The sequence below is a fragment of the Pseudomonas putida genome, from assembly GCF_016406145.1.
In the GTDB taxonomy this organism is placed as follows: Bacteria; Pseudomonadota; Gammaproteobacteria; order Pseudomonadales; family Pseudomonadaceae; genus Aquipseudomonas; species Aquipseudomonas putida_E.
On record NZ_CP066306.1, the window covers coordinates 3,558,148 to 3,578,612 of the forward strand.

General features: G+C 58.4%; 22 protein-coding genes. 8 read left to right on the forward strand and 14 right to left on the reverse strand.

Annotated elements, in window-relative coordinates; translation table 11 throughout:
- A complete protein-coding gene (locus JET17_RS16355) occupies positions 1–762 on the reverse strand; it encodes a sulfite exporter TauE/SafE family protein (protein ID WP_012315069.1) in 762 nt (253 codons plus the stop codon).
- A 99-nt stretch (positions 763–861) separates the two neighbouring features.
- Here JET17_RS16355 and JET17_RS16360 point away from each other — a divergent pair, with 99 nt between their 5' ends.
- Complete coding sequence (locus tag JET17_RS16360; RefSeq protein WP_012315070.1) at positions 862–1,782, forward strand: LysR family transcriptional regulator; 921 nt, start codon at positions 862–864, stop codon at positions 1,780–1,782.
- Between the two features lie 116 nt (positions 1,783–1,898).
- Here JET17_RS16360 and JET17_RS16365 read toward each other — a convergent pair whose 3' ends face one another.
- Positions 1,899–2,093: a hypothetical protein gene (locus JET17_RS16365; RefSeq protein ID WP_012315071.1), complete on the reverse strand. Its 195-nt coding sequence runs from the start codon at positions 2,091–2,093 to the stop codon at positions 1,899–1,901.
- Positions 2,094–2,889: 796 nt separating this feature from the next.
- Between JET17_RS16365 and JET17_RS16370 the strand changes: the two genes are divergently transcribed.
- Together JET17_RS16370 and JET17_RS16375 are read left to right on the forward strand one after the other, a co-directional pair.
- Positions 2,890–3,075, forward strand: a complete 186-nt coding sequence (locus JET17_RS16370) for a hypothetical protein (RefSeq protein ID WP_012315073.1) — start codon at positions 2,890–2,892, stop codon at positions 3,073–3,075.
- A 276-nt stretch (positions 3,076–3,351) separates the two neighbouring features.
- Positions 3,352–4,569 carry an amidohydrolase family protein gene (locus JET17_RS16375; protein WP_012315074.1) on the forward strand — a complete coding sequence of 406 codons (1,218 nt, stop codon included), beginning with the start codon at positions 3,352–3,354 and terminating at the stop codon, positions 4,567–4,569.
- Positions 4,570–4,644: 75 nt separating this feature from the next.
- On the opposite strand, the gene arfB is transcribed toward JET17_RS16375, so the two are convergent.
- The 6 genes from arfB to JET17_RS16405 all read right to left on the reverse strand — a co-directional run bounded on the left by arfB (position 4,645) and on the right by JET17_RS16405 (position 11,220).
- Positions 4,645–5,058: an alternative ribosome rescue aminoacyl-tRNA hydrolase ArfB gene (gene arfB, locus JET17_RS16380; protein WP_012315075.1), complete on the reverse strand. Its 414-nt coding sequence runs from the start codon at positions 5,056–5,058 to the stop codon at positions 4,645–4,647.
- Between the two features lie 337 nt (positions 5,059–5,395).
- Positions 5,396–7,159: a PAS domain-containing methyl-accepting chemotaxis protein gene (locus tag JET17_RS27515; protein WP_012315076.1), complete on the reverse strand. Its 1,764-nt coding sequence runs from the start codon at positions 7,157–7,159 to the stop codon at positions 5,396–5,398.
- A 325-nt stretch (positions 7,160–7,484) separates the two neighbouring features.
- Positions 7,485–8,426: a sensor domain-containing diguanylate cyclase gene (locus tag JET17_RS16390; RefSeq protein WP_012315077.1), complete on the reverse strand. Its 942-nt coding sequence runs from the start codon at positions 8,424–8,426 to the stop codon at positions 7,485–7,487.
- Positions 8,423–9,223, reverse strand: coding sequence for an EAL domain-containing protein (locus JET17_RS16395; protein ID WP_012315078.1), 801 nt, complete (start codon positions 9,221–9,223; stop codon positions 8,423–8,425). Before JET17_RS16395 ends, JET17_RS16390 begins: the two co-directional genes overlap by 4 nt.
- 621 nt (positions 9,224–9,844) lie before the next feature.
- Positions 9,845–10,009, reverse strand: a complete 165-nt coding sequence (locus JET17_RS16400) for a hypothetical protein (protein ID WP_012315079.1) — start codon at positions 10,007–10,009, stop codon at positions 9,845–9,847.
- A gap of 209 nt (positions 10,010–10,218) precedes the next feature.
- On the reverse strand, positions 10,219–11,220 hold the full coding sequence (locus JET17_RS16405) for a zinc-dependent alcohol dehydrogenase family protein (protein ID WP_012315080.1): 1,002 nt from the start codon (positions 11,218–11,220) through the stop codon (positions 10,219–10,221).
- Positions 11,221–11,327: 107 nt separating this feature from the next.
- On the opposite strand from JET17_RS16405, the gene JET17_RS16410 reads away from it, so the two are divergent.
- Entirely contained in the window at positions 11,328–12,227 is a 900-nt protein-coding gene (locus JET17_RS16410) for a LysR family transcriptional regulator (RefSeq protein WP_012315081.1), read from the forward strand.
- Positions 12,228–12,254: 27 nt separating this feature from the next.
- Here the strand turns inward: JET17_RS16410 and JET17_RS16415 are convergent, their stop codons facing one another.
- A complete protein-coding gene (locus JET17_RS16415) occupies positions 12,255–13,085 on the reverse strand; it encodes an AraC family transcriptional regulator (RefSeq protein ID WP_012315082.1) in 831 nt (276 codons plus the stop codon).
- Between the two features lie 129 nt (positions 13,086–13,214).
- Between JET17_RS16415 and JET17_RS16420 the strand changes: the two genes are divergently transcribed.
- From JET17_RS16420 to JET17_RS16435, 4 genes are all read left to right on the forward strand, one after another.
- On the forward strand, positions 13,215–13,733 hold the full coding sequence (locus JET17_RS16420) for a carboxymuconolactone decarboxylase family protein (RefSeq protein ID WP_012315083.1): 519 nt from the start codon (positions 13,215–13,217) through the stop codon (positions 13,731–13,733).
- 13 nt (positions 13,734–13,746) lie between these two features.
- Positions 13,747–14,001, forward strand: coding sequence for a glutaredoxin 3 (gene grxC, locus JET17_RS16425; RefSeq protein WP_012315084.1), 255 nt, complete (start codon positions 13,747–13,749; stop codon positions 13,999–14,001).
- Positions 14,002–14,191: 190 nt separating this feature from the next.
- Complete coding sequence (locus tag JET17_RS16430) at positions 14,192–14,629, forward strand: hypothetical protein (RefSeq protein ID WP_190273311.1); 438 nt, start codon at positions 14,192–14,194, stop codon at positions 14,627–14,629.
- A 190-nt stretch (positions 14,630–14,819) separates the two neighbouring features.
- Positions 14,820–15,113, forward strand: a complete 294-nt coding sequence (locus JET17_RS16435; protein ID WP_052293021.1) for a hypothetical protein — start codon at positions 14,820–14,822, stop codon at positions 15,111–15,113.
- Between the two features lie 371 nt (positions 15,114–15,484).
- On the opposite strand, the gene JET17_RS16440 is transcribed toward JET17_RS16435, so the two are convergent.
- The 5 genes from JET17_RS16440 to tssF are packed head-to-tail and all read right to left on the reverse strand — an operon-like array spanning position 15,485 to position 20,446.
- Positions 15,485–16,636: an OmpA family protein gene (locus JET17_RS16440; RefSeq protein ID WP_012315085.1), complete on the reverse strand. Its 1,152-nt coding sequence runs from the start codon at positions 16,634–16,636 to the stop codon at positions 15,485–15,487.
- Between the two features lie 11 nt (positions 16,637–16,647).
- Positions 16,648–17,094 (reverse strand): type VI secretion system baseplate subunit TssE, encoded by a 447-nt coding sequence (gene tssE, locus JET17_RS16445; protein WP_012315086.1) that lies wholly within the window; start codon positions 17,092–17,094, stop codon positions 16,648–16,650.
- A 4-nt stretch (positions 17,095–17,098) separates the two neighbouring features.
- Positions 17,099–17,635, reverse strand: coding sequence for a type VI secretion system lipoprotein TssJ (gene tssJ / locus JET17_RS16450; protein WP_012315087.1), 537 nt, complete (start codon positions 17,633–17,635; stop codon positions 17,099–17,101).
- Complete coding sequence (gene tssG / locus JET17_RS16455) at positions 17,616–18,713, reverse strand: type VI secretion system baseplate subunit TssG (RefSeq protein WP_012315088.1); 1,098 nt, start codon at positions 18,711–18,713, stop codon at positions 17,616–17,618. The genes tssJ and tssG overlap by 20 nt, the downstream gene beginning before the upstream one ends.
- On the reverse strand, positions 18,677–20,446 hold the full coding sequence (gene tssF / locus JET17_RS16460) for a type VI secretion system baseplate subunit TssF (RefSeq protein ID WP_012315089.1): 1,770 nt from the start codon (positions 20,444–20,446) through the stop codon (positions 18,677–18,679). The genes tssG and tssF overlap by 37 nt, the downstream gene beginning before the upstream one ends.
- Positions 20,447–20,465: the final 19 nt, after the last annotated feature.

Below are 20,465 nucleotides of genomic sequence, written 5' to 3' on the forward strand. Positions count from 1 at the left end.
TCAGCCCATCAGCAAGTCCCAGGACAGCTTGGCGATCAGCACACACAGCAAGACCAGGAACAGCCCGCGCACAAAGCCTGCGCCCTTGCGCACGGCCAGCCAGGTCCCGGTCAGCGCGCCAAGCACGTTGCATGCAGCCATGGGCAAGGCAATGGCGTACAGCACATTGCCCGATGGCACGAAGAACACCAGCGCCGCGAGATTGGTGGCGATGTTGACCACTTTGGCTGAAGCCGAGGCGTGCAGGAAGTCCAACGCGAAAAAGCGAATGAACAGGAAGATCAGGAAGCTGCCGGTACCTGGCCCGAACAGGCCGTCATAGAAACCGATGGCGCCGCCGATCAGTACCGCCAGGCATTGCTCCTTGCGGCCGATCTTCGCCGGCGCGTGCAAGGTGCCGAAATCCTTCTTGCAAAAGGTGTAGATCGCCATCAGCACGATCAGCACCAGCACTGCCGGGCGCATCACGCTGGGCGGCACCAGCGACACCGTGGCGGCCCCTGCGAACGACATGATGAACGCACTGAGCGCCGCCGGCACGATCAACCCCCAGTCCAGGGTGACCTTGCGAATGAACGAGCGCGCCGCGAAAGCGGTGCCGCACACCGATGCCAGTTTGTTGCTGCCAAGCAAGGCCGCAGGTTGCGCCGCGGGCAATACGTTGAACAGCGCCGGAATCTGAATGAGCCCACCACCTCCTACCGCAGCATCGATCAGGCCGGCGGCAAAAGCGAACAGGGAGAGTACGGCGATATCCATCATGGCGCGGTTCCAGGCAGTGAAAGCAGACTGCAAGGCTAATCAAAACGGCGCGCCTGTGTTGAAATGCGATATTGCGAAAACTGCAACCAGGAGACCTCCATGGCATTGGACATGCTGCGCGAGATTCAGGCGTTCGTCAGCGTCGCGCACAAACGCAGCTTCGTCGCCGCCGCGCGCGCACTGGGTCGCTCGCCCAGCGCTGTGACGCGGGCGATACAGGCTTTGGAAGACAATAGCGGGTGCAAGCTGCTCAACCGCAATGCCAACGCTGTGACCCTTACCGACGCCGGCGAGCGGTTACTGCCCCATGCCGAACGCTTGCTTGATGTGCAACGCGATGCCGCCGATGAACTGGCCGCGCTCAGTGGCAGCGCACAGGGCTGGATCCGCTTTGGCGTGCCGCAATTGTTTGGCGAACATGTGCTGCCCGGTGTGCTGGCGGCGTTTTCCCGCCGCCACCCACAGGTAACGCTGGATGTGCACTACCGTGACGAGGCGCTTGACCCTTTGCTGGGCAAGCTCGATTTCGTGGTTCGCGGTGCGTTTCCACAATCAAGCGAGCTGATTGGTTATCCACTGTGGCGCTACCAACGCCATCTATATGCCAGCCCGGACTACCTGGCGCGCCATGGCATGCCCAAACGGCCAGAGGACCTGGCTGACCATTCGCTGATCCTGCATACCGCCCCGCGCATTCTCAAGGCCTGGCACTTTTCCCGCGATGGCCGAATCACCAGCCTGCGCCCCCATCCAAGGCTGCGACTGAGCTCAGGCGATGCGGTCTACCACAGTACATTGGCCGGTGCCGGCATTGCCCGCCTGGCCGACTGGGTGGGCGAGGCACAGGTCAGTGCCGGCCGGCTGGTGCGTGTTTGCGCAGATTACCGGCTGACATCCAGTACCGGCCAAGACCCGCAAATGCACGCCGTCTATCCTGCCGGCGAGCTGCCTGCACGGGTACGTGAGCTACTGCTGGCTCTGCGCCAGGCGGGCAATGGAGGCAACCGGCAGGCACGCTGACATCTGTTCAAATTCTGCTCAATTCAACAGAAGCCGCAAACGGCTTGGCTTACAGCATTTTATCCACAGACCTACCCACGTTTTTTGTGGACAGATTTCCCCACGTAAAGAAGGACTTATCGCACACCCAGCAGTGCTGCATTCGCCGCCTTGACCAGTTCGACCCACTCACCCGCACTGATCACGCCTGATTGCTCAAGCGCATCGGCACTGCGCAACGCCTGGTCGTATTCATTTTCTTCGAGAATGCCTGCGGACAGGAAGCGGCTACGCCACTCCAGAAGCGCTGAAGGGTCCTTCTTGCATTCCATCTATATGTCGACTCCAAGGTAAAAGGCCGGCCCACTGCCGCGACTCATTATGACGCGAGCGGAAGGGTACACGAGGCCATTTCACTTGAGAACGACATGCAGCTACCGCCAGTCTAACGGTATACCAAAGACCACTGCCGCAACGGAACGACGTTGGCCCGCCTGGGAAAAGGGCGGGCCGGAGGGGGAGTCGTCAGCCTGGAGGGATGGTACCCAGCAGACCTACCAAAAGGGTCAGCAGCAGAAAACCACCCAGAAACAGCGCGAGCTTGCCCATCGGAACCTCTTCAATGTGATAGCGGTGATGGAAAGCATTATCGGCGCAGAGCTGATACGGATACAGATTCAGGTTTGATGAAAAAAAGCGTATCAGATGCGAATGGCCTGAACGGCAACCTCGCCGTCATAGCATCACAGAGACGCTTCCAGCCAAGCGTGCTCGCTAACGGGGAAGTGGGTTCGTGGGAAGGCACAAGAGCGAGTTTGACCTGTCGGCATCTGCATACAATTGCAACTTTAAGTTTCGGCGCAGACCTGACCAGCCTGCCGGCAGCATCGTGCCTGTTTGAACGACCTGATCCTCACAGGCTCAGCAATTACGGGCATCATGCGTAATTCTGATCTACACGAATAGAAACAGCCTCCTCGTTAATTTGTAGGAAGTTTTCCCTCGAGCTGTAGGCCGAATCTTAGTGCCGAGGATCTGCTGTATGAAACCTCAGTTTCCGCAGCAAGATCGAACTGCTAGGGTCCATTTTTCCTACAACGGCACGGAAGCCTTCAGCATGAGGGAAACATGGACCAGTTCAATACTTCTGGCCTGGGTCTGCAAAAATGCCTGCTCGCATTACGCAAAGAGCGGGATCTTCTGAAAGCACAGGGCAAAGATGAGGAGGCGCAACGGCTTACGCGGAAAATCGCGGGGATGGAGGCGACGCTGACAGGGATGCCCCTTGAGATGAAGCCGCCGACACTGCAGTAGCATGCCCTTCCCTGCCCCTATGTTCGCTCGTCAACGACTGCGGGCTGGATATCGAGCGCCACCCGCGCGGCGCTCGATATCCGCAACGCCCTTAAACCAGGCATACACTTCTCATCCCCCCCTCTCCCCGACAACCCGTGAAGCACCTTTTAATACGCCCCCTTGCACTGCCTGCATTCAGAAATGCACTGCAGTCGATCCTGATAATTAATTTGTGACGTGTGCGGATCCTTCCTACCGTGTGTCATCACTTAAGACTGGGAAAAAGGCCCGACCATGAATGACCGTGAGTTCATCAATGCCATCGACGCTGATGGCCTGCCCCTGCACATCGCCGTAAAGAACGGGCGCATCAACCATATCGGCCCGCAGCGCGCCAGCGAGCCGGCCCGCGAGACAATCGACCTTGAAGGCCTGCTGGCATTGCCTGGGTTCGTCGATGGCCACATTCACCTGGACAAGAGTTTCGTCGGTGACCGTTGGCGCCCGCACCAGAGCGTGGCCTCCCTGCGTGAGCGGCTGGCAGTGGAAAAGCGCGAGCTCGCCAGCGCCCCGCCTATTGTCGAACGCGCCGACGCCCTGATCAGCCAGGCCGCCGCCTTCGGTACCCTGGCCATGCGCTGCCATGTGGATGTGGACGCCACTACCGGCCTTGCCAACCTGCGTGCCATCCTCCAAGCCCGCGAGAAGTGGAAAGACCTGATCGACATCGAACTGGTGGCCTTCCCCCAGGCCGGCGTGGTGACCTGCCCCGGCACTGCCGAAGTGATGGAGGCTGCCGTACGCGAAGGTGTGCAGGTGGTGGGCGGTATCGACCCGACCACCCTGGACGGTGACGCCGAAGCGCAGCTGGACATTGTTTTCGGCATCGCCGACCGGCACGGGGTGAAGGTTGATATTCACCTGCACGAGCCAGGCGACATCTGCATAGCCCAGCTCGAACGCATCGCCGCACGTACCCAGGCACTGGGCATGCAAGGTTTGGTAGCGGTCAGCCATGCCTATGGCCTGGGTGAAGTTGACGACAGCGTGGTGGACCGCACCGCCGAAGTGCTGGCCGGTGCAGGCGTGTCGATCATGACCAACGCCCCGGGCGAGCACGCTTTCCCGCCCGTGCTGCGCTTGCGCGCAGGCGGTGTGCGGGTGTTCACCGGCAACGACAACATCCAGGACGCGTGGTGGCCCTACGGCAATGGCGACATGCTGCAACGGGCCATGTTGGTCGGCTATCGTTCGGGCTTCAATACTGACGAGGAACTGCGGGTAGCGCTGCACATGGCGACCGAAGCCAGTGCCGGGGTGATGGGTAAAAAGGACTATGGTCTGAAGGTAGGCAACGAAGCTAGTTTTGTGCTGTTCAAAGCCCCGAATGCTGCCGCTGCGGTGGCGGCAGCGCTGCATGAAAGGGTGATCGTGCGCCACGGCGCGTTCTGGGGCGGGCCTGCGCAGCTGCACCTCAAGGCGTCGCAGTTTGCTGCAGAACTTCGCCGATAACCCGTGCCTGACTGCTTCAGGAGCGTGACCATCGACTACCCGCTTTTGGCGCAGGCGGTGTAGCAGCTCCCAGCACTAGAAGTCCACTTTGCCCCGACCCGCCTTGACATTGCTCCGCCTGGCTTTGCCTTCCAGGCGGCGGGTCTTCGAACCGAGGGTCGGCTTGGTGGGGCGGCGTTTCTTCTCGGTCTTGCCGGCAGCGATGATCAACTCGGCAAGACGCGCCAGTGCGTCAGCACGGTTCTGCTCCTGGGTGCGGTACTGCTGGCCCTTGATGATCAAAACACCCTCGCCGGTGATGCGACTGTCGCGCAACGCCAGCAGCCGCTCTTTGTAGAACTCGGGCAACGATGAGGCCGGGATGTCGAAGCGCAGGTGCACGGCGCTGGACACCTTGTTGACGTTCTGCCCACCCGCGCCCTGCGCGCGGATGTAAGTCAGTTCGATTTCGGCATCCGGTAGATGCACATTATTGGAGATGATCAGCATGACATGGCCCTTGTAATTGCGCCCATTATCACAGGGTTCGCCGGTCTCCCATAGACGACCCCGGTGCCTGGATAGGTGTCGGTCCTTCGCGACTGTCCGGCTTTGGACACCCTGGCGAACGCCTGTTTGCCGGGGCAGCTTCGCGACCCATCGCCGGCAAGCGCGGCTCCCACTGGTACAGCGCAAACCTGAAGGCTGATCGTGATATTCCTGCGGGCGCCGATTTGCCCGTTATGACGTTCGCCAAGGCCGTCCTTGAGGAACGATGGCGCGAGCACTTTGGTCTCGGTACCTTCACTGATGGATCGGTGTTTGCCATCGCCGCATTCGAGGTGTATCAGGAAGTTGTCAGCAACTGGCTCAGCGATGCGTTGAGGCGATCGATCCGCGCGGCGCTTTCCTGGACAAGCTGGGTGATTTCCTTAGCGGAAGTCGCTGACTGCTGAGCAAGCTTGCGGACTTCATCGGCTACGACGGCAAAGCCGCGACCGGACTCGCCAGCTCGCGCGGCTTCGATGGCGGCGTTCAGGGCGAGCAGGTTGGTCTTTTCCGTGATGGTGTTGATGCTGTCAATGATTTTCGTGATTTGAACGCTCGATTCCTGCACGCGTTTCATTTCGCGATTGGTAACCTGCGAGGCCTCGAGTTTGGCCTGTACATCGATCCCATAAGTGACGACTCTCTTGATGTGACCAACGGAGTCAGTGATGGGACAAAGGGCGCAATCGAGCCGAATGGGCCTGCCCGCTTTGTCGGGTATGTCGAGGGCACAAAGAAGCTGCTGCCCCGCCAATAACTGCGAAAACCTTTTCTCGCCCAATAGCCTGGCCAGGTTGTGCTGGCAGGCAAGCAGTCCGTGGGCGCTCTCGTGCCCTAGGTGACGGACCAGGTAATCGTTTGCCAAAATAAGTCTTCCATCGATCTCCCATTCCGCCACTGCGTTACTGACGCTGATGGCGGCGAAGCGCTTTTCGGACTCCAATGAGCGTTCTTTGGTCTGTGTGATGTTGGCTTGGATAGAAATGAATTGCGCCAATTCACCCTGATCGCCGAAGACTGGGTTGATTGCGAGAGATATCCAGTAATGCTCGCCCGACTTCTTGTAGTTCAGGATCTCGTTGTAGATCGGCCGGCGATTGCGTATGGCGTCCGCGATTCGTTCAACCGTTTCCGGGTTGGTAGCAGGTCCCTGCAATAAAGGGCCCGGTTTCTTGCCGCGGACCTCATTCGAGTCGTATCCGGTGAGTTTCGTGAAGCCGCGATTCACGTACTGGATAAGGCCGTTCTTGTCGGTGATGACGATCGAGTTGTCGGTTTCGTTCGCCACGAGTGAAAGCAGCTTGAATTCCCTGTTGCGCAAGACCTCCTCAGTGATGTCGCTGGCGAATTTCACCACTCGGGTGACCTCGCCTTCCGGGCTCAGGATCGGGTTATAGGTGGCATGGATCCAAACTGAACGACCGCCCTTGGCTAAACGTTCGAATTCAGCCGTCTCATATTTTCCAGCGCGCAGTTTTTGCCAAAACTGCCCATAGGCCTTGGACTCGCGCTGCCCTATCGGCACAAAGATCTGATGTTTCTTTCCGAGGATTTCAGCGATCGAATAGCCCATCAACTTGAGGAACTTGTCGTTGGCGTCAAGGATGGTGCCGTCGGGGCTGAACTCTATGGTCGCATGAGCGCGGTCGATGGCAGACATCTGCGATTCGACGCGTGCCTGTTCAATCATTTCCGCAGTGATGTCCATCGCGAACTTGATGATACGCACCACCCTGTTCCTTCGAAAAACAGGCGTATAGGTGGCGCGAATCCAGAGCGCGGCGCCTTGCTTGTTGAGTCTCTTGAACGTACCCGTTTGAGACTTGCCCGCCCGAAGGTCCTGCCAAAATGAGAGATACGCACGGCCATCAGCTTCATCGGGTTGAATGAACATGCGATGAGGGCGACCGCGCACCTCGTTGAGGGAGTATCCCGTCATGCCGAGGAATATCGGATTGGCACGCAGAACCGTACCCTCGAGATCAAACTCGACGACCGCTTGTGTCTGCTCGATTGCGCTAACAACGTCCGAGGCTTTGCTTTGGCGAAGGAATTTGAACATCTGACTTACCCTTGAGAATTACGTTGTGGCCAGCGCCGTCGGCCATCTCCAATGTTCAAGCAGGCGGTATGTGCTGGTGTTCCGCGTGTGGGTGGCGAAAGGGAGGGCGGGAAGTTGCCCCTCAAGCTGGGCATGATCAATGCTGTGCAGTTCACGCCAGCGCAAACTCTTCTCCCCCGGGTTGAATTGCGCAGGCCGTACTGCGGTACAGTGCCGAATGCGTGGCGACTTGCCAGGAATCTTAATGGAGGACGAGGTACGCCAGGGCAAATGGATCGCCAGTCCGCCTGCCTCCCCGGACGCCGCTATTCATATGCTAAGAGGGTCAAACCTTAATGTTCTTCGATGATTTAAGGCGCTTCTGCTCGTACATCCTCAAATCCGCTTCGATGAAGGCTCCATTGATGCCACCCTTCGCGGGGCGCGACGACATTCCAACCGAAGCGGCGATGCCGCGTTCGGCCAAACGATCTAGCACACGTTCCAGCAGCACCTGGCCGTGCACCAAGTCGCAATTCACGCCGATTATTCCGAATTCATCGCCGCCCAGCCGGGCAACAACATCTTCGCTTCGAGCCGCTTCCGAGAGCGCTTCCGCCGTTCGGCGAATGAGCGAGTCTCCGGCAAGGTGTCCTTCCCTGTCATTTATCTGCTTGAGTTCGTCGAGGTCGATCACGATGACGACGCAAGACTTGCCATGGCGTCGGCATCGATGTTCCTCCTTCGCCATCAATTGATCCCATCCGGCCCTGTTGAATAATCCAGTCATCGAGTCCTGCAAGGCCTGGGCGGCGAATCGTTCCGCGCGACGGGTCTGGTTCTCAGCTCGAATCTCCATCTGCAGCAGGGCATTTAGAAGCCGGCTTATCAGCTCGAACAATTGCACTTGCTCGGGTGCCAGCTCTTTCTGCGGGCTTGCCGCTATACCGCATATCGTTCCATACAGGTCGCCGTCGCACTTATAGAGCGGAAATCCCATATAGGCTGCGGTCGGAATATCTCGGAGGAATGACGCGTCCTGATAACCGGGGTGTTCTCTGAGGTCCGGGGCAATGCGAGGGGCGCCGCCGACCACCATTTTCGCAAAAAGCGTGTCGCACCAATCCAGCATGTGGCCCGCCTGCAAGGATTGGTTTTCCAGTGATTCCATGACAATGCATTCGCCCTCATTGAGCCTGGTGACGAACCATTGATCGAAGCCAATGGTCTGCTTGAGGAACGCCAACGCTTCGCGTGCGGCTGATTCGAAATCGCAGACCTCGGTCATGCCTGCTGCTCCATAGCATCCGACTCGGGCGGCCAGCTCACCTCGGGCAGCGCCTCGAAATGAGGACGCGCAAATAGGTAGCCTTGGAACAACTCGACTCCCAGGCTCCGCAGCCTTGCATATTCGTCCCGCGTTTCCACGCCTTCGGCGATCACCGATATCTCAAGTGCCCTGCAGAAACTGAGAATTCCTTCGGTAATGGCCGTCCTGGCTTTGTCGTTGTGAATGTTCCTGATGAGCTGCATATCGAGCTTTATGATGTCGGGCTGGAACTCCGCCAGCAGCCCGAGCCCTGAGTAACCCGCACCGAAGTCGTCGATGGCTGTTTTAAAGCCCTGCCGCTTGTATTCGAGCATGATTTCCTTGAGGTGCTGCTTTTCTACGACCTGCTCGTTCTCGGTTATCTCGAAGATGATGCGGTTGGTCGGGAAGTCGAATCGCCGAGCCGCATCCAGTGTGGCGCGAATGCAGGTTGCCGCCTGGTAGACTGCGTTAGGCAGGAAGTTGATGCTCAGGTAACAGGGCACTTCGAGTTTCGCAGCCAATTCGACCGCTTTGACCCGGCATGCCTGGTCAAAGGCATAGCGGTTTTCTTCGGAGACTCTCTCCAGAATTCCCTGGGCACCACTTCCATCCGTTCCGCGAACAAGCGACTCATAGGCGAATATGCTTTGGCTACTTACGTTGACTATGGGTTGGAAAGCCATACTGAACTCAAAATCCAGTTTCCGGCCGTCCCTGCAGTTTCGGCAGCCAACGGGGCGGTTCGATACGAGGGAAATATCATTCGGGTTCATCTTTCGTACCTAGGGGCGTGTTGGGCCTGGGGTGGGGACGATGCCTTATCGCATTCGAGCACCGGCTGGGTTTCCCTTACCGATCCGGCAAGACGAGATAGCACTCTGATATCGACCATAGTATGCAACGTAAAGTTGTACAAATATATCTCTTTGTACAGGTAAGGTGAAACCAATGGTGGCGTTTATGCCACAAAGTCCCTGCAAAAAGGCATAAGTGACACCTAACAGTCATTTTTTTGTATAGGCGCGAGGGTCGGCGGCGTAACCCGCACTGGCATGCCGGAACCTGGCCGCTTGCAGACGTTCTTCCACGGGCATCCGGCGAGCGTGGTGTTCCGCAGCTGGGTGTCGTCCTATCGGCCCGGCGACAGTTTTGCCGACACCCGCTTCATCAGCATCAACGCTTTTGTCTTGGTCGTTTCAGCGGACACGGCCCAACGGCTCCGAGCCGGTGTCCGAGGCTAATTGACTAGACGCGGACGCTGGAGTGGGCAAGTAAACCCCGTCAGGTGTACAGCGAGCTGATCTTGTACAGCATTTCGCCGCCATCGGTACATTGTTGTACGGGATTTTGTGCAACTTTTATCAGTACCAACCGATGATCCAGTTTTCCGAGTCTCACAGTCTCCACCAGTCCAGCCATTGGCTACTGCCGCAGTGCGCCGCTTTCAGCTCCACCCGAAGCAGGATGCCGTCGTCGCCAGGGAACTCAGGGCCCGTCTCCAAATGCCTTTCGCGGTTCTGGGGATGTCCCACGGCCCACTTGTAGAGTTTCAGTTCCACGGGGGCTTCCAATCGCACTCAGGGCGGGCTAAGTGGATTTAGCCCTATAGCGGGCCCGTCTCGACGAACTGGCCGCAGCGGGCGTTGAGAAGCTGCTGGTCATCGGCCGACGTTCGTACTGCATCAAAGCGCTGGGATTCCACATCTAGGTAAGCATGGGTGATGATGTGAATCGCCCCTAGATTCGTGGACACGCTAAGCTCAGGAGCCTATTCACTTACCAACTGGATAACCGTCTTGCCCCTGCCGCGGCCTTGCGCGACCTGTCGGAATGCATCGTTGACCTCATCCAGTGCAAAGTGTTGCTGGTCCACCCGGATCGCCAGTTGCCCGGCATTGGCCAGAACAGCTGCCTCGCGCAGGATACTGCCGTGGTGTTCACGCCCCTTGCCGGTTAGCAGCGGTGTCAGGGTGAATACGCCCGAGTAGGTGGCACTTTTAAAGGATAAAGGCGCGAGACTGTGCTGGCCCCAACCGAGGCAGCTTAGTACGTGCCCGGTATAAGGCTTTACTGCCTTGAATGACGCATCCAATGTGCTACCACCGACGGTGTCATACACGATGTCGAAACCTTCCCCCGCCGTATATTGTTCGACATACGCCTCTACATTCTGCGCCTGATAATCAATCGCCGTGGCCCCTAGCGAGCGAATGAAGTCGAGACTGTCTGCGGAACCGGTGGCGTAGACTTCAGCACCGCGAGCCTTGGCCAACTGCACCGCTACTTGGCCGACGCCACCTGCGCCGCCATGAATCAGCACCCGCTGACCACTACGAACACTGGCGCGATCTACCAAACCTTCCCAGGCGGTGATGAATACCAACGGCAGAGCGGCAGCCTCACGCATGCCGAGTGCGTGCGGCTTTGGCGCTATCAGCCGGGCATCTACGGCGATGTACTCGGCCATGGTGCCTTGGGCCCCGCCGATCCCTCCGGCCATGCCGAATACCTCCTGACCGGGCGTGAAGCCTTCCACCGCTTCGCCCAGCTCGACGACCGTGCCGGCCAGATCCAGGCCGAGCACCGCTGGCAGTGCTTGGCGGGCGTGCGCGCCAGCACCGGTGGCGATCTTGGTATCGAGCGGGTTGACCCCGGCGGCATGAACCCTGACGAGAACCTGCCCCTCACCGGGAACTGGGCGAGCGATGTGACGTACGACCAGTGGGGCCTGGGCGGACTCGGCGATAGCGGCAAGCATGGTCTGATTCATGACGGGAACCTCTGGTTGAGTGGGTGCATACAGGTTGCTCCGCCTCGCTCATTCCGATAAGAAGCTAAATTTGCATATTACTTATTCCCTAGTGAGGCCTAGTGGCAATGGATCTGTTCGACAGCATGCGCATCTTCGCCCGGGTCGTGGAGCGTGGGTCTTTTTCGGCAGTGGCTCGGGAGCTGAACATGGGGCAGCCGGCCGTCAGCAAGCAGGTCCGCGCCCTGGAGCACTACTTGGGAGGGCCAGTATTCGCCCGCAGCACCCGACACTTGGCTCTGACCGACCAAGGGCAACGCTTCTACAGTCACTGCCAGGAAATTCTCCGGCAACTCGAAAGCGCCACACGCAGCTTTGCCAGCGGTCAGGAGCAGATCTCAGGCCCCCTGCGCATCGCCGCACCGGTCAGCTACGGGCGGTTGTGCATAGCGCCGCTGATCGGGACTTTTCTGCAGCGCTATCCCGAAGTGCGAATCGACCTGCGGCTGAACGATCATAACGAAGACCTGCTCGTGGAAAACATCGACCTGGCGATCCGGATAGGGGTGGTGAAGAGCGAGGGCCTGGTGGCGGTGTCCTTGGGCACCACCAAGCGAGGGGTATACGCCTCGCCTACATACCTGCAATGCCACGGCCTGCCACTCGAGCCGGGTGAATTGGCTGCCCATAACTGCATCGGCTTCACCTTGCTTGAGCACTACGATCGCTGGCGTTTTACGCGCGGGACGGACGAGTTCGATATCGCCATCACAGGCAACGTCACCAGCAACAGCAGCGAGGCCATCCGTGAAATGGTGCTCTGCGGCTTAGGCATTTCCCTCTCTCCACAATGGCTTTTCGAAGCAGACGTTGAACGAGGCAGCGTGCAAAGTGTGCTCGACAATTACCAGGCCACCGCGCTGCCAGTCAGCGCGGTGTTCAGTCGTGAGCGGCGACATTCGGCCCGGGCAATGGCGTTCATCGATTTTCTGCGAGAGCACCTGCAAGTGTTACCAGACAGAGCATAGCCCCCGCGCAATCGGGATAGCGTTCGGCTAGGTATCCTGCATGTTCTGCTGCAACCATTCCCTCGGGCTTGCGCCCACCTTGCGGCGAAAGGTGCGGGCCAGTGCAGATGGACTTTCGTAGCCGACCTCATCGGCAATCAATGCGATCGGACGGCCTTCCCGCAGGCGTTTCTGCGTCAGGCTGATTCGCCAGTTCGCCAGGTAATCTGCAGGCGTGACTCCCACGGTCTCGCGAAAATGCGCAGCAAAGCTCGCGCGCGACATGCCTGAGCGATCAGCCAGCTCTGCCACGGACCATTTGCGCTGTGGCTCGTTGTGGATAACCACCAACGCCCGGGACAGCTGAGCACTGGCCAACCCGGCCATCATCCCCGAGGCAATACTGCGGCTGGCGATGAGATGGCGAAATAGCTGAATCACCATGAGCTCGAACAGACGATTGAGGATTACATCTCGCCCACACTCGTCGCCGAAGGCTTCTTCGAACAGCCAGTCGAGGGTGCCATTGAGACCCTGCAGTTCGTGCAAGGGTTTGATGATGAATTCCGGCAACGCCAAGGTCAGTGGATTGTTGGCTCCGCCATCGAATTGCAAGGTGGCGCACACCAATTGCGCTTCATCTGCTTCGATCGCCTGCAACTGATGCTCCTGCGGACGCGCCGCCAGAATCAGACTGGGCTCGGTCAGTTCGATGAACTGACCGCGTTTGTCCCTGAAGGCCACGCGCCCCGAACGCAGCAGATGTGCGTGGCCGAAACTTTGCTGCCCATGAAAATGAGTCGCTCCACAAAACCCACCCTGGTGGAAGGTGGACGCATGCAGGTTGAAATGATTGAGCAGTGTTGATAGTCGGTCCATAGCGCGCCCAAGTTTAGACGATCTGTTGCATAGATTCGACGATCTGGATCCGAAAGGACAGTCCACTTCCCTAGTATTGATTCCAAGCTTGGTCGACAAGCTGCCTAATCAACCTACTGGAGAATTACCATGACTCGTATCCCTGCTCTCTCGCTGGACCAAGCCCCTGTTGGCTCGCGCGCTGCCCTCGAAGGCATTCAAAAAGGTCTCGGCTTCATTCCCAACGCCTTCAAGACCTTGGCTAACTCACCGGCCGCACTCAATGGCTATCTGGGCCTCGCCCAAGCCTTGGGTAAAAGCTCACTGAGCGCCGCCGAGCGTGAGGTCGTTGCGCTCGCCACTTCCCAGATCAACGGTTGCGACTATTGCCTGGCCGCACACGCCTTCTTTGGTGCCAAGGCGGGTTTGAGCGACGAGGCCATAAGCCAAGCTCGTAGCGGCACACTCAACGCTGTCGCTGCGCTGGCGCATCAAATCACCGAAAGCCGCGGCCAATTGAACGACGATCAAATCGCTGCCGCCCGCGAGGCTGGTCTTACCGATGGCAAGATCGTGGAGGTGGTGGCCCAGGTCACGTTGTTAACCCTGACCAACTACCTGAACAACATCGCCACTACCGATATCGACTTCCCGCCATCGGCACGCTAGGAGGGTAACGGCCATGAGCAAAGTGACTATCTACACCACCCAGCGCTGCCCTTACTGCGTGAACGCCAAGCGACTGCTGCAGAGCAAAGGCGTCACTCCTTACGAAATTAACGTTGAAGAGTCACCCCAGCACCTAGCGGAGATGATACAGCGAGCCCACCGCCGAACCGTCCCACAGATATTTGTTGGCAGCGTGCATGTCGGCGGCTTTGATGACTTGGCGAGTCTCGATCGCCAGGGCAGGCTCGAGGCATTGCTTCACGCTTGAAGTGGCCGGTCCAGATCATGGTCAGTGAGCGCATTTCGATCCCCAGTACCTTTACCGGGCGCTCCTCGGACCTGGCCTCCCAACCGGTACTGTTGGAGAATACCCTCACCGGCCCAGGCCAGACGATGCCGCCCAGGTCTGTACCTGGCGCCAGCGTGCATCGACTCATCTTCCATTCGGAAAACTTGAAATGAGCACCGAACGGAAAATCGAACTCGATCTCACCAGGCTCACATTTCCATCCTGCCAGGTGATGGGCCGACACGGTCTCGACCGTCGCGAAACCATGGCCCTGCGCGAGTTCCAGGCGACGCACGGGCATGCCCATAATGTGGCCTGGCGTGCGGTCGAAGTCAGCCTGATCCAGGCTCTGCATGCCATAGGGCACGGGATCCCCGGACAGGTCGTTGAAAGGCTCCAAGTCTTGCAGGTGGACCCGCGTACCAGCTGGAAGCACCAGGTCACCGAGCACTTCCTTGTGTTCGAGGGTGGGATTGTGCGCACGCCAATCCCGCCAGAACCTGTTGGTGGACTCGATGTATGGCACACTGCCGGCTGCCAGCAACATCAGCAACAAGCCGAACCTCCAGCGCCGCGCCACAATGTAACGACGGCTTCGCGGAATTAGCAAGGCGATCAGGCCAGCGATGAAAAGCCAGAGAAAAACCTCGGAAAAAATGTAGATTATGTAGCCGAGCAACATGACCGGCATATCGACCGGAATCATGGACGTCCTTTTGGACCCTTATGTGAACGTCGCAGAATAGATCAGTTGGCAGTGATGCCCCAAGCCCGGTCATAGAAGGACATCCCACGGCATGACGCCCGACGAAGCTTTACGATTTACCCGAACCGTCGCTGGCCTTTCGATCACAACAGTGATCCTGGGCCCGATCCTAGCGCTCTACGTGCTGCAATCGCCAACCACTTCCCCTGTCAAGATCTCGGGCGTCCTTGCGTTCGCCGTCCTGGGGCTCACCAACCTGATTTCAATGATATTGAACGCGATTTACTGGTTTATCCGGCGGGAGCCAAAATGGCTCTCGGTAACGCTCTTGGTTCAAGCCGGTATGGCGGTTGCCACGGTAATTCCATTCTTCATAACCGGGTGATTTCTTCGGCTGAGCAATCTCAACACGGAGCGAGCCCGTAGCGCCGCACTGCCAAGGAGGCAATCTGTATGAGACCGGCAAGTTTCTGGAAGCAGGATGTTCACGACGGGGGCGTGGGCTAATTCCGAAATACCCGATCATATTCGCTTTCAATCAGGCAACGAGCGCATGGCGCCTTTGACGGAGCCATATAAGCACTGGCACGGTAGCATGCGACGTACTCACGGGGCACTTGGGCGCAGTACAAGCATTCTCGTTGCCAACGTGAAGCAACTTGACGCTGTCTTTGGGCGGCTTACCAGCGCAGTCTACCTGGTTAGCGCAGTTCAGCATCGCATTGGTTTGCAGGTATGCCATCACGCTGCCTCTCTTCACCGAAACGAATGCCCTACGACCTCCAGCTCGCCACATGCATCTCCCTGAGGTACCAATCGAATGTCCACCCGACGATTTTCTGCGCGACCATTCACGGTGTCGTTGCTGCTGACCGGTTGACTGGCCGCGACACCTTGGACAGCAAAGCAACTGTCCGGGATATCGCCCATACGCTGCATCCAGTCGCGAACAGCGGAGGCGCGGGCACGAGAAAGATCGAGATTCTTGGCTGCATCGCCCCGCGCATCCGCATGCCCGGAGATAACGATCAACCAGCCAGGCTGGGCCTTGATTCCAACCAGTGCATTGACCAGCAGCTTGGTTGAACCCGGCTTGAGTTCGTCACTGCCAGGATCGAACAGGTTCAAACTGTCGAGTTGGATTGGATCGGACGTAGGGGGTTCTTTGGCTTGCCTGGATGACCACTCTTGCCAACCTAACCACCCCAAGCATGCAATAGTGACCATCAGCAGCAGTAACCACGGCAACACGACACGCTTCTGCGCCGGAGGCTCGACTACAAATGTGTAGGTCGAAGGGGCAGAAACGGCAGCAGCCATTTGAGGCGTGATGGATGGCTCAGCAATCGTCGCCCAGGATTGCAGAGGAAGCGGCATCGCCGCCACCCGGCCTCCTGGCATACGCTGCAGGAGGCTGACCAGTTGGTTTCGGAAGACCTGCAGCGCAACCAAAGGTGCATGGCCAAGGCGTTCCAAGCGGTGCTCCAGGCGGTTCAACTCGACAATCAGTTCGCTCAACCCCGCCGAACTCGACCTGCCCCACGCCACCATGCGAACCAAGGGATGCAACTGAGTAAACAGCCATGCAATGAGATCGATGCGAGCTGACGCCTGCACTGGCCATAAGCGCGGCCACTCATCGCTCAGTGTAGCGAGCAGCGCCACACCCTCGGTCAAGCCCGTCACACCCGTGCGGTAGCTACGCGCCAGTACGAACGCCACCGCCGTCTGCAGTTCAATCCCGTTCAGCTCGAAGAGTCGCAAAGACAACCCCTCAACTTTTGCCCAGTCCACATCGGGACAGGCGGGGTGCGTGAGCTTGGCCAGCTCACCGTGCAACACCTTGAACTCATCGAAGTTGCCTGGATCCCCACCCAGGCGAACACGCATCTCAAAAAGTGCCGTCATCTGGCCCCCTGTCAGTTCCATTGCACGGGAAGGTAGCCTTCCTGCTTGAGGTGACGCACCACAACCCTGCCTTCGGCGCCGACTGTGGTCCCAAAGGACGCCCTGCCGCCGCCCTTGATGACCACGTCAAGGGCATAGTCAAGATGGCCAGGGCGAGACTGAGGTATCAGCTGAACGCTCACCTGCGCCAGCCGGGGCTCATAGCGGCGCAAGGTGCGGGCGATGTCGTTCATCAAGCCATGTGCTGAAGCCGGTAGCCCTTGCAGCACTGTGCCCATGTCCGGCAAGCCATAGTCGGGCAGATGCGAGAGTGAACCTGCACGGCTGTTGAGAATGCGCTGAATGTTGTCCAGCACCGAGAGTGTCAGCTGGTCATCTTCATTCACCTGGTCCAGCGCTAGCTCACTGCGGAAGTTCTGCAACAGGATTTCGTAAAGAGAAGGACTGGTTTCAGGCATGCAGTCAGCCCTCCACGCGCTGTCGGAGCGTCAACCGGTTATCACCCAGTTCGAGTACTCTGGCCTGATCCAGTTCGAGGTCGTCCCGCTGCAAGACAACGCGCCACGTATTTTCGATAACGTCTGGACTTCGGAACAGCGCAACCACCGCAACATACCGAGCGTCGCCTTGTAGAGGTGTACTCAGCTGCGCCGCCTCGCCGGGCTTTATCACCACCACGCGCTCATCGAGCAGATCATCGCGAAGCACTCGCTCACCTTGACTTACCATTTCGTCATAGGTGGCGTTCTCCAACGCCTTGCTGTCCTTCAACTGGTAGACCCGCACCAGCACCGGCACCGACAATCCGCTCATCTCTTCGACATCGGTATTTATCGCTGACCGGCCGTTGAGATCCAGATGCAGCGTCTTTACTTGCTTGTAGAAGATCGCTTGGGCAGTAGACGCCGTACCGTCTGCAACCTTTTGTGCAAGGCCACACCCACTCAGTACTGCAACAAGTGTCGATGCCGTGAAGCATTTAAAAACGGTACGCCACATGCTGTACCTCCTTCCTGCAAGGGTTCGGCTGCAGACCTTGATATCGGCCCAGGTTAATCGTGATCGTGTCGTCTTGAGCCGATGCGAGTACGCCCTCTGCCCGTTTCAACACAGCGGTCATGCCAAGCATCGACCGAGTGCGTCCTAGTACAGGAGCCGGCACCATCTCACGTGGAATTGAGAGCTGCAGCAGCGCTGTACAACGCCACCCCAGATACACTTCAAGCAACACGCGCAGATCGGCAATCAGCCGGCCACCAGGAAGCCACTCACGCGCCTCATTCTGGTCGTCGGTGCACAGCCGCAGGCGCAGTTGGCTGTTCGCGTCGTGCCCGACAGCGCCCAATGGCATGCCTTGGCCCAAGGTCACCGGATGCGCTGGCGCAAGGCTGGCGGGCTGCTCAAGCACAACGCTCTGCGGCCAATGCCCGGTCACGTGCGTATCCGTGTGCGGCGCCAGCAACTTCACCAGCGCACCAATCCCCTCCGCGTTACGCGTGGGTAGACGCATCACGCTGAGCAGGGCCAGGAAACGTGACATCGGTGTGGCGATACGCTCTGCCGTACCGGGAATCCCCAGCCCGATCAAACCCAACAAACACTGTGAAGTCGCATCACGCCCGCCCGGCTCGAACGTTGCCGGGTAGGAGTACTTGCGCCAGATCCGGTAGAACTGGGTAAATAGCCGATGGTTGAAGATATCGAGGAAGTGCTCCAGCGCCTCATGGCCTTCGCGTCGCTGGGCGATATCATCCAGATAGCCCGTGGGCAATGGAGAGTCGACGCCATACAAACCCAGCAGCCGGGTTCGCACTGTCAGCGGTCGGTGTGGAGCAGACTCGTCGATTTCAATGGCCTTCAACTCGCCTGCTGGAAATCCCATTCCAGGGTCTGGCCGGAACCTGACCCGGTCATCACTGGGATGTGCAGTGCTGCCCAGCGGTGGTTGTTCAGCCAGAACCTGTTCCAGCACTTGGCAGAAGCGGTAGACGTTAGCCGTCGATACCTGTTCAGCCAACACATGCAGAATGCCCTCGGCCTTCAACCGGGAATACGCTGACTGTGATGTTCGCTCCATCGCAGGCACCTCCCCGTCGGCTGCAAAATCATCGTCAGTTGAGTGCACAAATGAATGTCCGCATACAGAGCGAAGAACCGGCTGAGCATTTCACCAAACAGGCAGATATCCCCCTCGCCTGAAAAGCCATTGCTATCGACCGTCACTTCGATATCCACACCTCGCAGCAAGAAGCCTTTTTCGAAGCGCTGGATCAGGTGATGCTTGACGTCGACAATGGCCTCCAGACGGCGGCGGTTGGTTTCGCTACCCGTCCACTCGTACAAGGCCAACGTGCCACGCAGTACTTCTGCACTGTTGAGCATCGGTAGAAAATTCGACCCCAGGTGACTGAGTACTCGCCAGTGAAAACGGTCGCGATTGGGTGGGTAGCACGGTAATGTCGGCGCGGTCAGGTTGCGCACTCGCAAACCTGCCTGGGTGGACTGCGCCGCAGCATCGAGCAAGGTGCTGCGCAAGGCTTTGCGCGGCAGCTGGCCATTGGTGCCGGTCAGGCGCAACGACAGGCTTTTGCGATTGAGCAATACATCCTTGTCAAAGCCCTCCCCGCCAAGAATCAGCCAAGTATCATGAAGACCATTGGCGCCGCGTCTCAGGCGGGTATGAAAATAGCGCTCGGGGGCCTCATCGCGAAGCATCCCCCCTTTGTGACGAAAGCTGCTGAACGGCACGTAATCCTGACGAACGCTGTCTTTCGCTCCAGAAACCTTGTCTACCGAGTAGATCTCTGTATGACCGTCCTGCAAGCGCATCGGGCGAAGCAAGTATTCATTCTGCAACGGGTCCAAGATGAGTGGATCAGCCTCCAGTGCAAATAAGTTGATCACGGGGACCGCGTGCAAACGAATGTGCTCTTGCGTCGGCGTAAACGTATGCGACCACGTCTCACTGAGTACTACTTCAAGTTCGAACCAGGGCGCGTCCGCAGGCAGCACGAGCGATTCCAGGCCGCAGAGCGTCACGAACATGAACTTCTCGCGGAACGTAAAGTACTCCAGCAACAACTGATAACCGCTGAAGGCGCTGTCGCCTTTTGGCCAAAGGCGATCATCGTCCGCAAACCCCTTTGGCTTGAATTGCCCCGCAAATGCCTTGCGCTGCGCCTCGCCTGGCAAGCGCACATGCAGCGCCTGCACATTCAATGTCAGCGCCTGGTGCAGCACACTGGCAAGCGCCGCGTCGCCATTCAGATACAAGGGGATATGCGCGAGGTCGAGTTGATCCCAGCTGGCCAGTGCTCCACGCGCGAAGCGTAGGCGTAGAACTGCACGCCCATCTGACTCATGGTCAAGTCGCACGGTTTCCAGATTGAGCGGTCGTAGCGTCAAATCCTGCGTGGTGGAGTAGCGGCAGCGGGTACGGTGCTGACCCACCGGTTGTGATAGCACCTGAAAGCCTCTTGCGACCGCCTCGCAGCCTTTCATCTGACTGACATCTGGCATCAGTTCGACGATGGCCAGTGACGGGATGGTGCGCAAGTAGTGGGGCCACAGGAGACTCACCAGCCCCTCGGTCAGTTCTGGCAAGTCATCGTCCAATTTCTCACGCAGACGCCCCATCAGGAACGCAAAGCCTTCGAACAAACGCTCAACAAAGGGGTCTTCAGCGCCGGGCTTATCCAGGTTGAGCTGCGCCGCCCGATCCGGGAAAGCTTGGGCAAACTCCTTGCCCGCTTCCCGCAGGTAGCGCATTTCAGCGTCGAAGTAACGCAGGGTTAGGTTGTCCGTAGTCAAAACAGATTCCTGATCAAAG

Bases quoted from the DNA above. Each gene is read 5' to 3' on its own strand.
- JET17_RS16355 (WP_012315069.1), bottom strand. From the start codon at position 762: ATGATGGATATCGCCGTACTCTCCCTGTTCGCTTTTGCCGCCGGCCTG.
- JET17_RS16360 (WP_012315070.1), top strand. From the start codon at position 862: ATGGCATTGGACATGCTGCGCGAGATTCAGGCGTTCGTCAGCGTCGCG.
- JET17_RS16365 (WP_012315071.1), bottom strand. From the start codon at position 2,093: ATGGAATGCAAGAAGGACCCTTCAGCGCTTCTGGAGTGGCGTAGCCGC.
- JET17_RS16370 (WP_012315073.1), top strand. From the start codon at position 2,890: ATGGACCAGTTCAATACTTCTGGCCTGGGTCTGCAAAAATGCCTGCTC.
- JET17_RS16375 (WP_012315074.1), top strand. From the start codon at position 3,352: ATGAATGACCGTGAGTTCATCAATGCCATCGACGCTGATGGCCTGCCC.
- arfB (WP_012315075.1), bottom strand. From the start codon at position 5,058: ATGCTGATCATCTCCAATAATGTGCATCTACCGGATGCCGAAATCGAA.
- JET17_RS27515 (WP_012315076.1), bottom strand. From the start codon at position 7,159: ATGTTCAAATTCCTTCGCCAAAGCAAAGCCTCGGACGTTGTTAGCGCA.
- JET17_RS16390 (WP_012315077.1), bottom strand. From the start codon at position 8,426: ATGACCGAGGTCTGCGATTTCGAATCAGCCGCACGCGAAGCGTTGGCG.
- JET17_RS16395 (WP_012315078.1), bottom strand. From the start codon at position 9,223: ATGAACCCGAATGATATTTCCCTCGTATCGAACCGCCCCGTTGGCTGC.
- JET17_RS16405 (WP_012315080.1), bottom strand. From the start codon at position 11,220: ATGAATCAGACCATGCTTGCCGCTATCGCCGAGTCCGCCCAGGCCCCA.
- JET17_RS16410 (WP_012315081.1), top strand. From the start codon at position 11,328: ATGGATCTGTTCGACAGCATGCGCATCTTCGCCCGGGTCGTGGAGCGT.
- JET17_RS16415 (WP_012315082.1), bottom strand. From the start codon at position 13,085: ATGGACCGACTATCAACACTGCTCAATCATTTCAACCTGCATGCGTCC.
- JET17_RS16420 (WP_012315083.1), top strand. From the start codon at position 13,215: ATGACTCGTATCCCTGCTCTCTCGCTGGACCAAGCCCCTGTTGGCTCG.
- grxC (WP_012315084.1), top strand. From the start codon at position 13,747: ATGAGCAAAGTGACTATCTACACCACCCAGCGCTGCCCTTACTGCGTG.
- JET17_RS16430 (WP_190273311.1), top strand. From the start codon at position 14,192: ATGAGCACCGAACGGAAAATCGAACTCGATCTCACCAGGCTCACATTT.
- JET17_RS16435 (WP_052293021.1), top strand. From the start codon at position 14,820: ATGACGCCCGACGAAGCTTTACGATTTACCCGAACCGTCGCTGGCCTT.
- JET17_RS16440 (WP_012315085.1), bottom strand. From the start codon at position 16,636: ATGACGGCACTTTTTGAGATGCGTGTTCGCCTGGGTGGGGATCCAGGC.
- tssE (WP_012315086.1), bottom strand. From the start codon at position 17,094: ATGCCTGAAACCAGTCCTTCTCTTTACGAAATCCTGTTGCAGAACTTC.
- tssJ (WP_012315087.1), bottom strand. From the start codon at position 17,635: ATGTGGCGTACCGTTTTTAAATGCTTCACGGCATCGACACTTGTTGCA.
- tssG (WP_012315088.1), bottom strand. From the start codon at position 18,713: ATGGAGCGAACATCACAGTCAGCGTATTCCCGGTTGAAGGCCGAGGGC.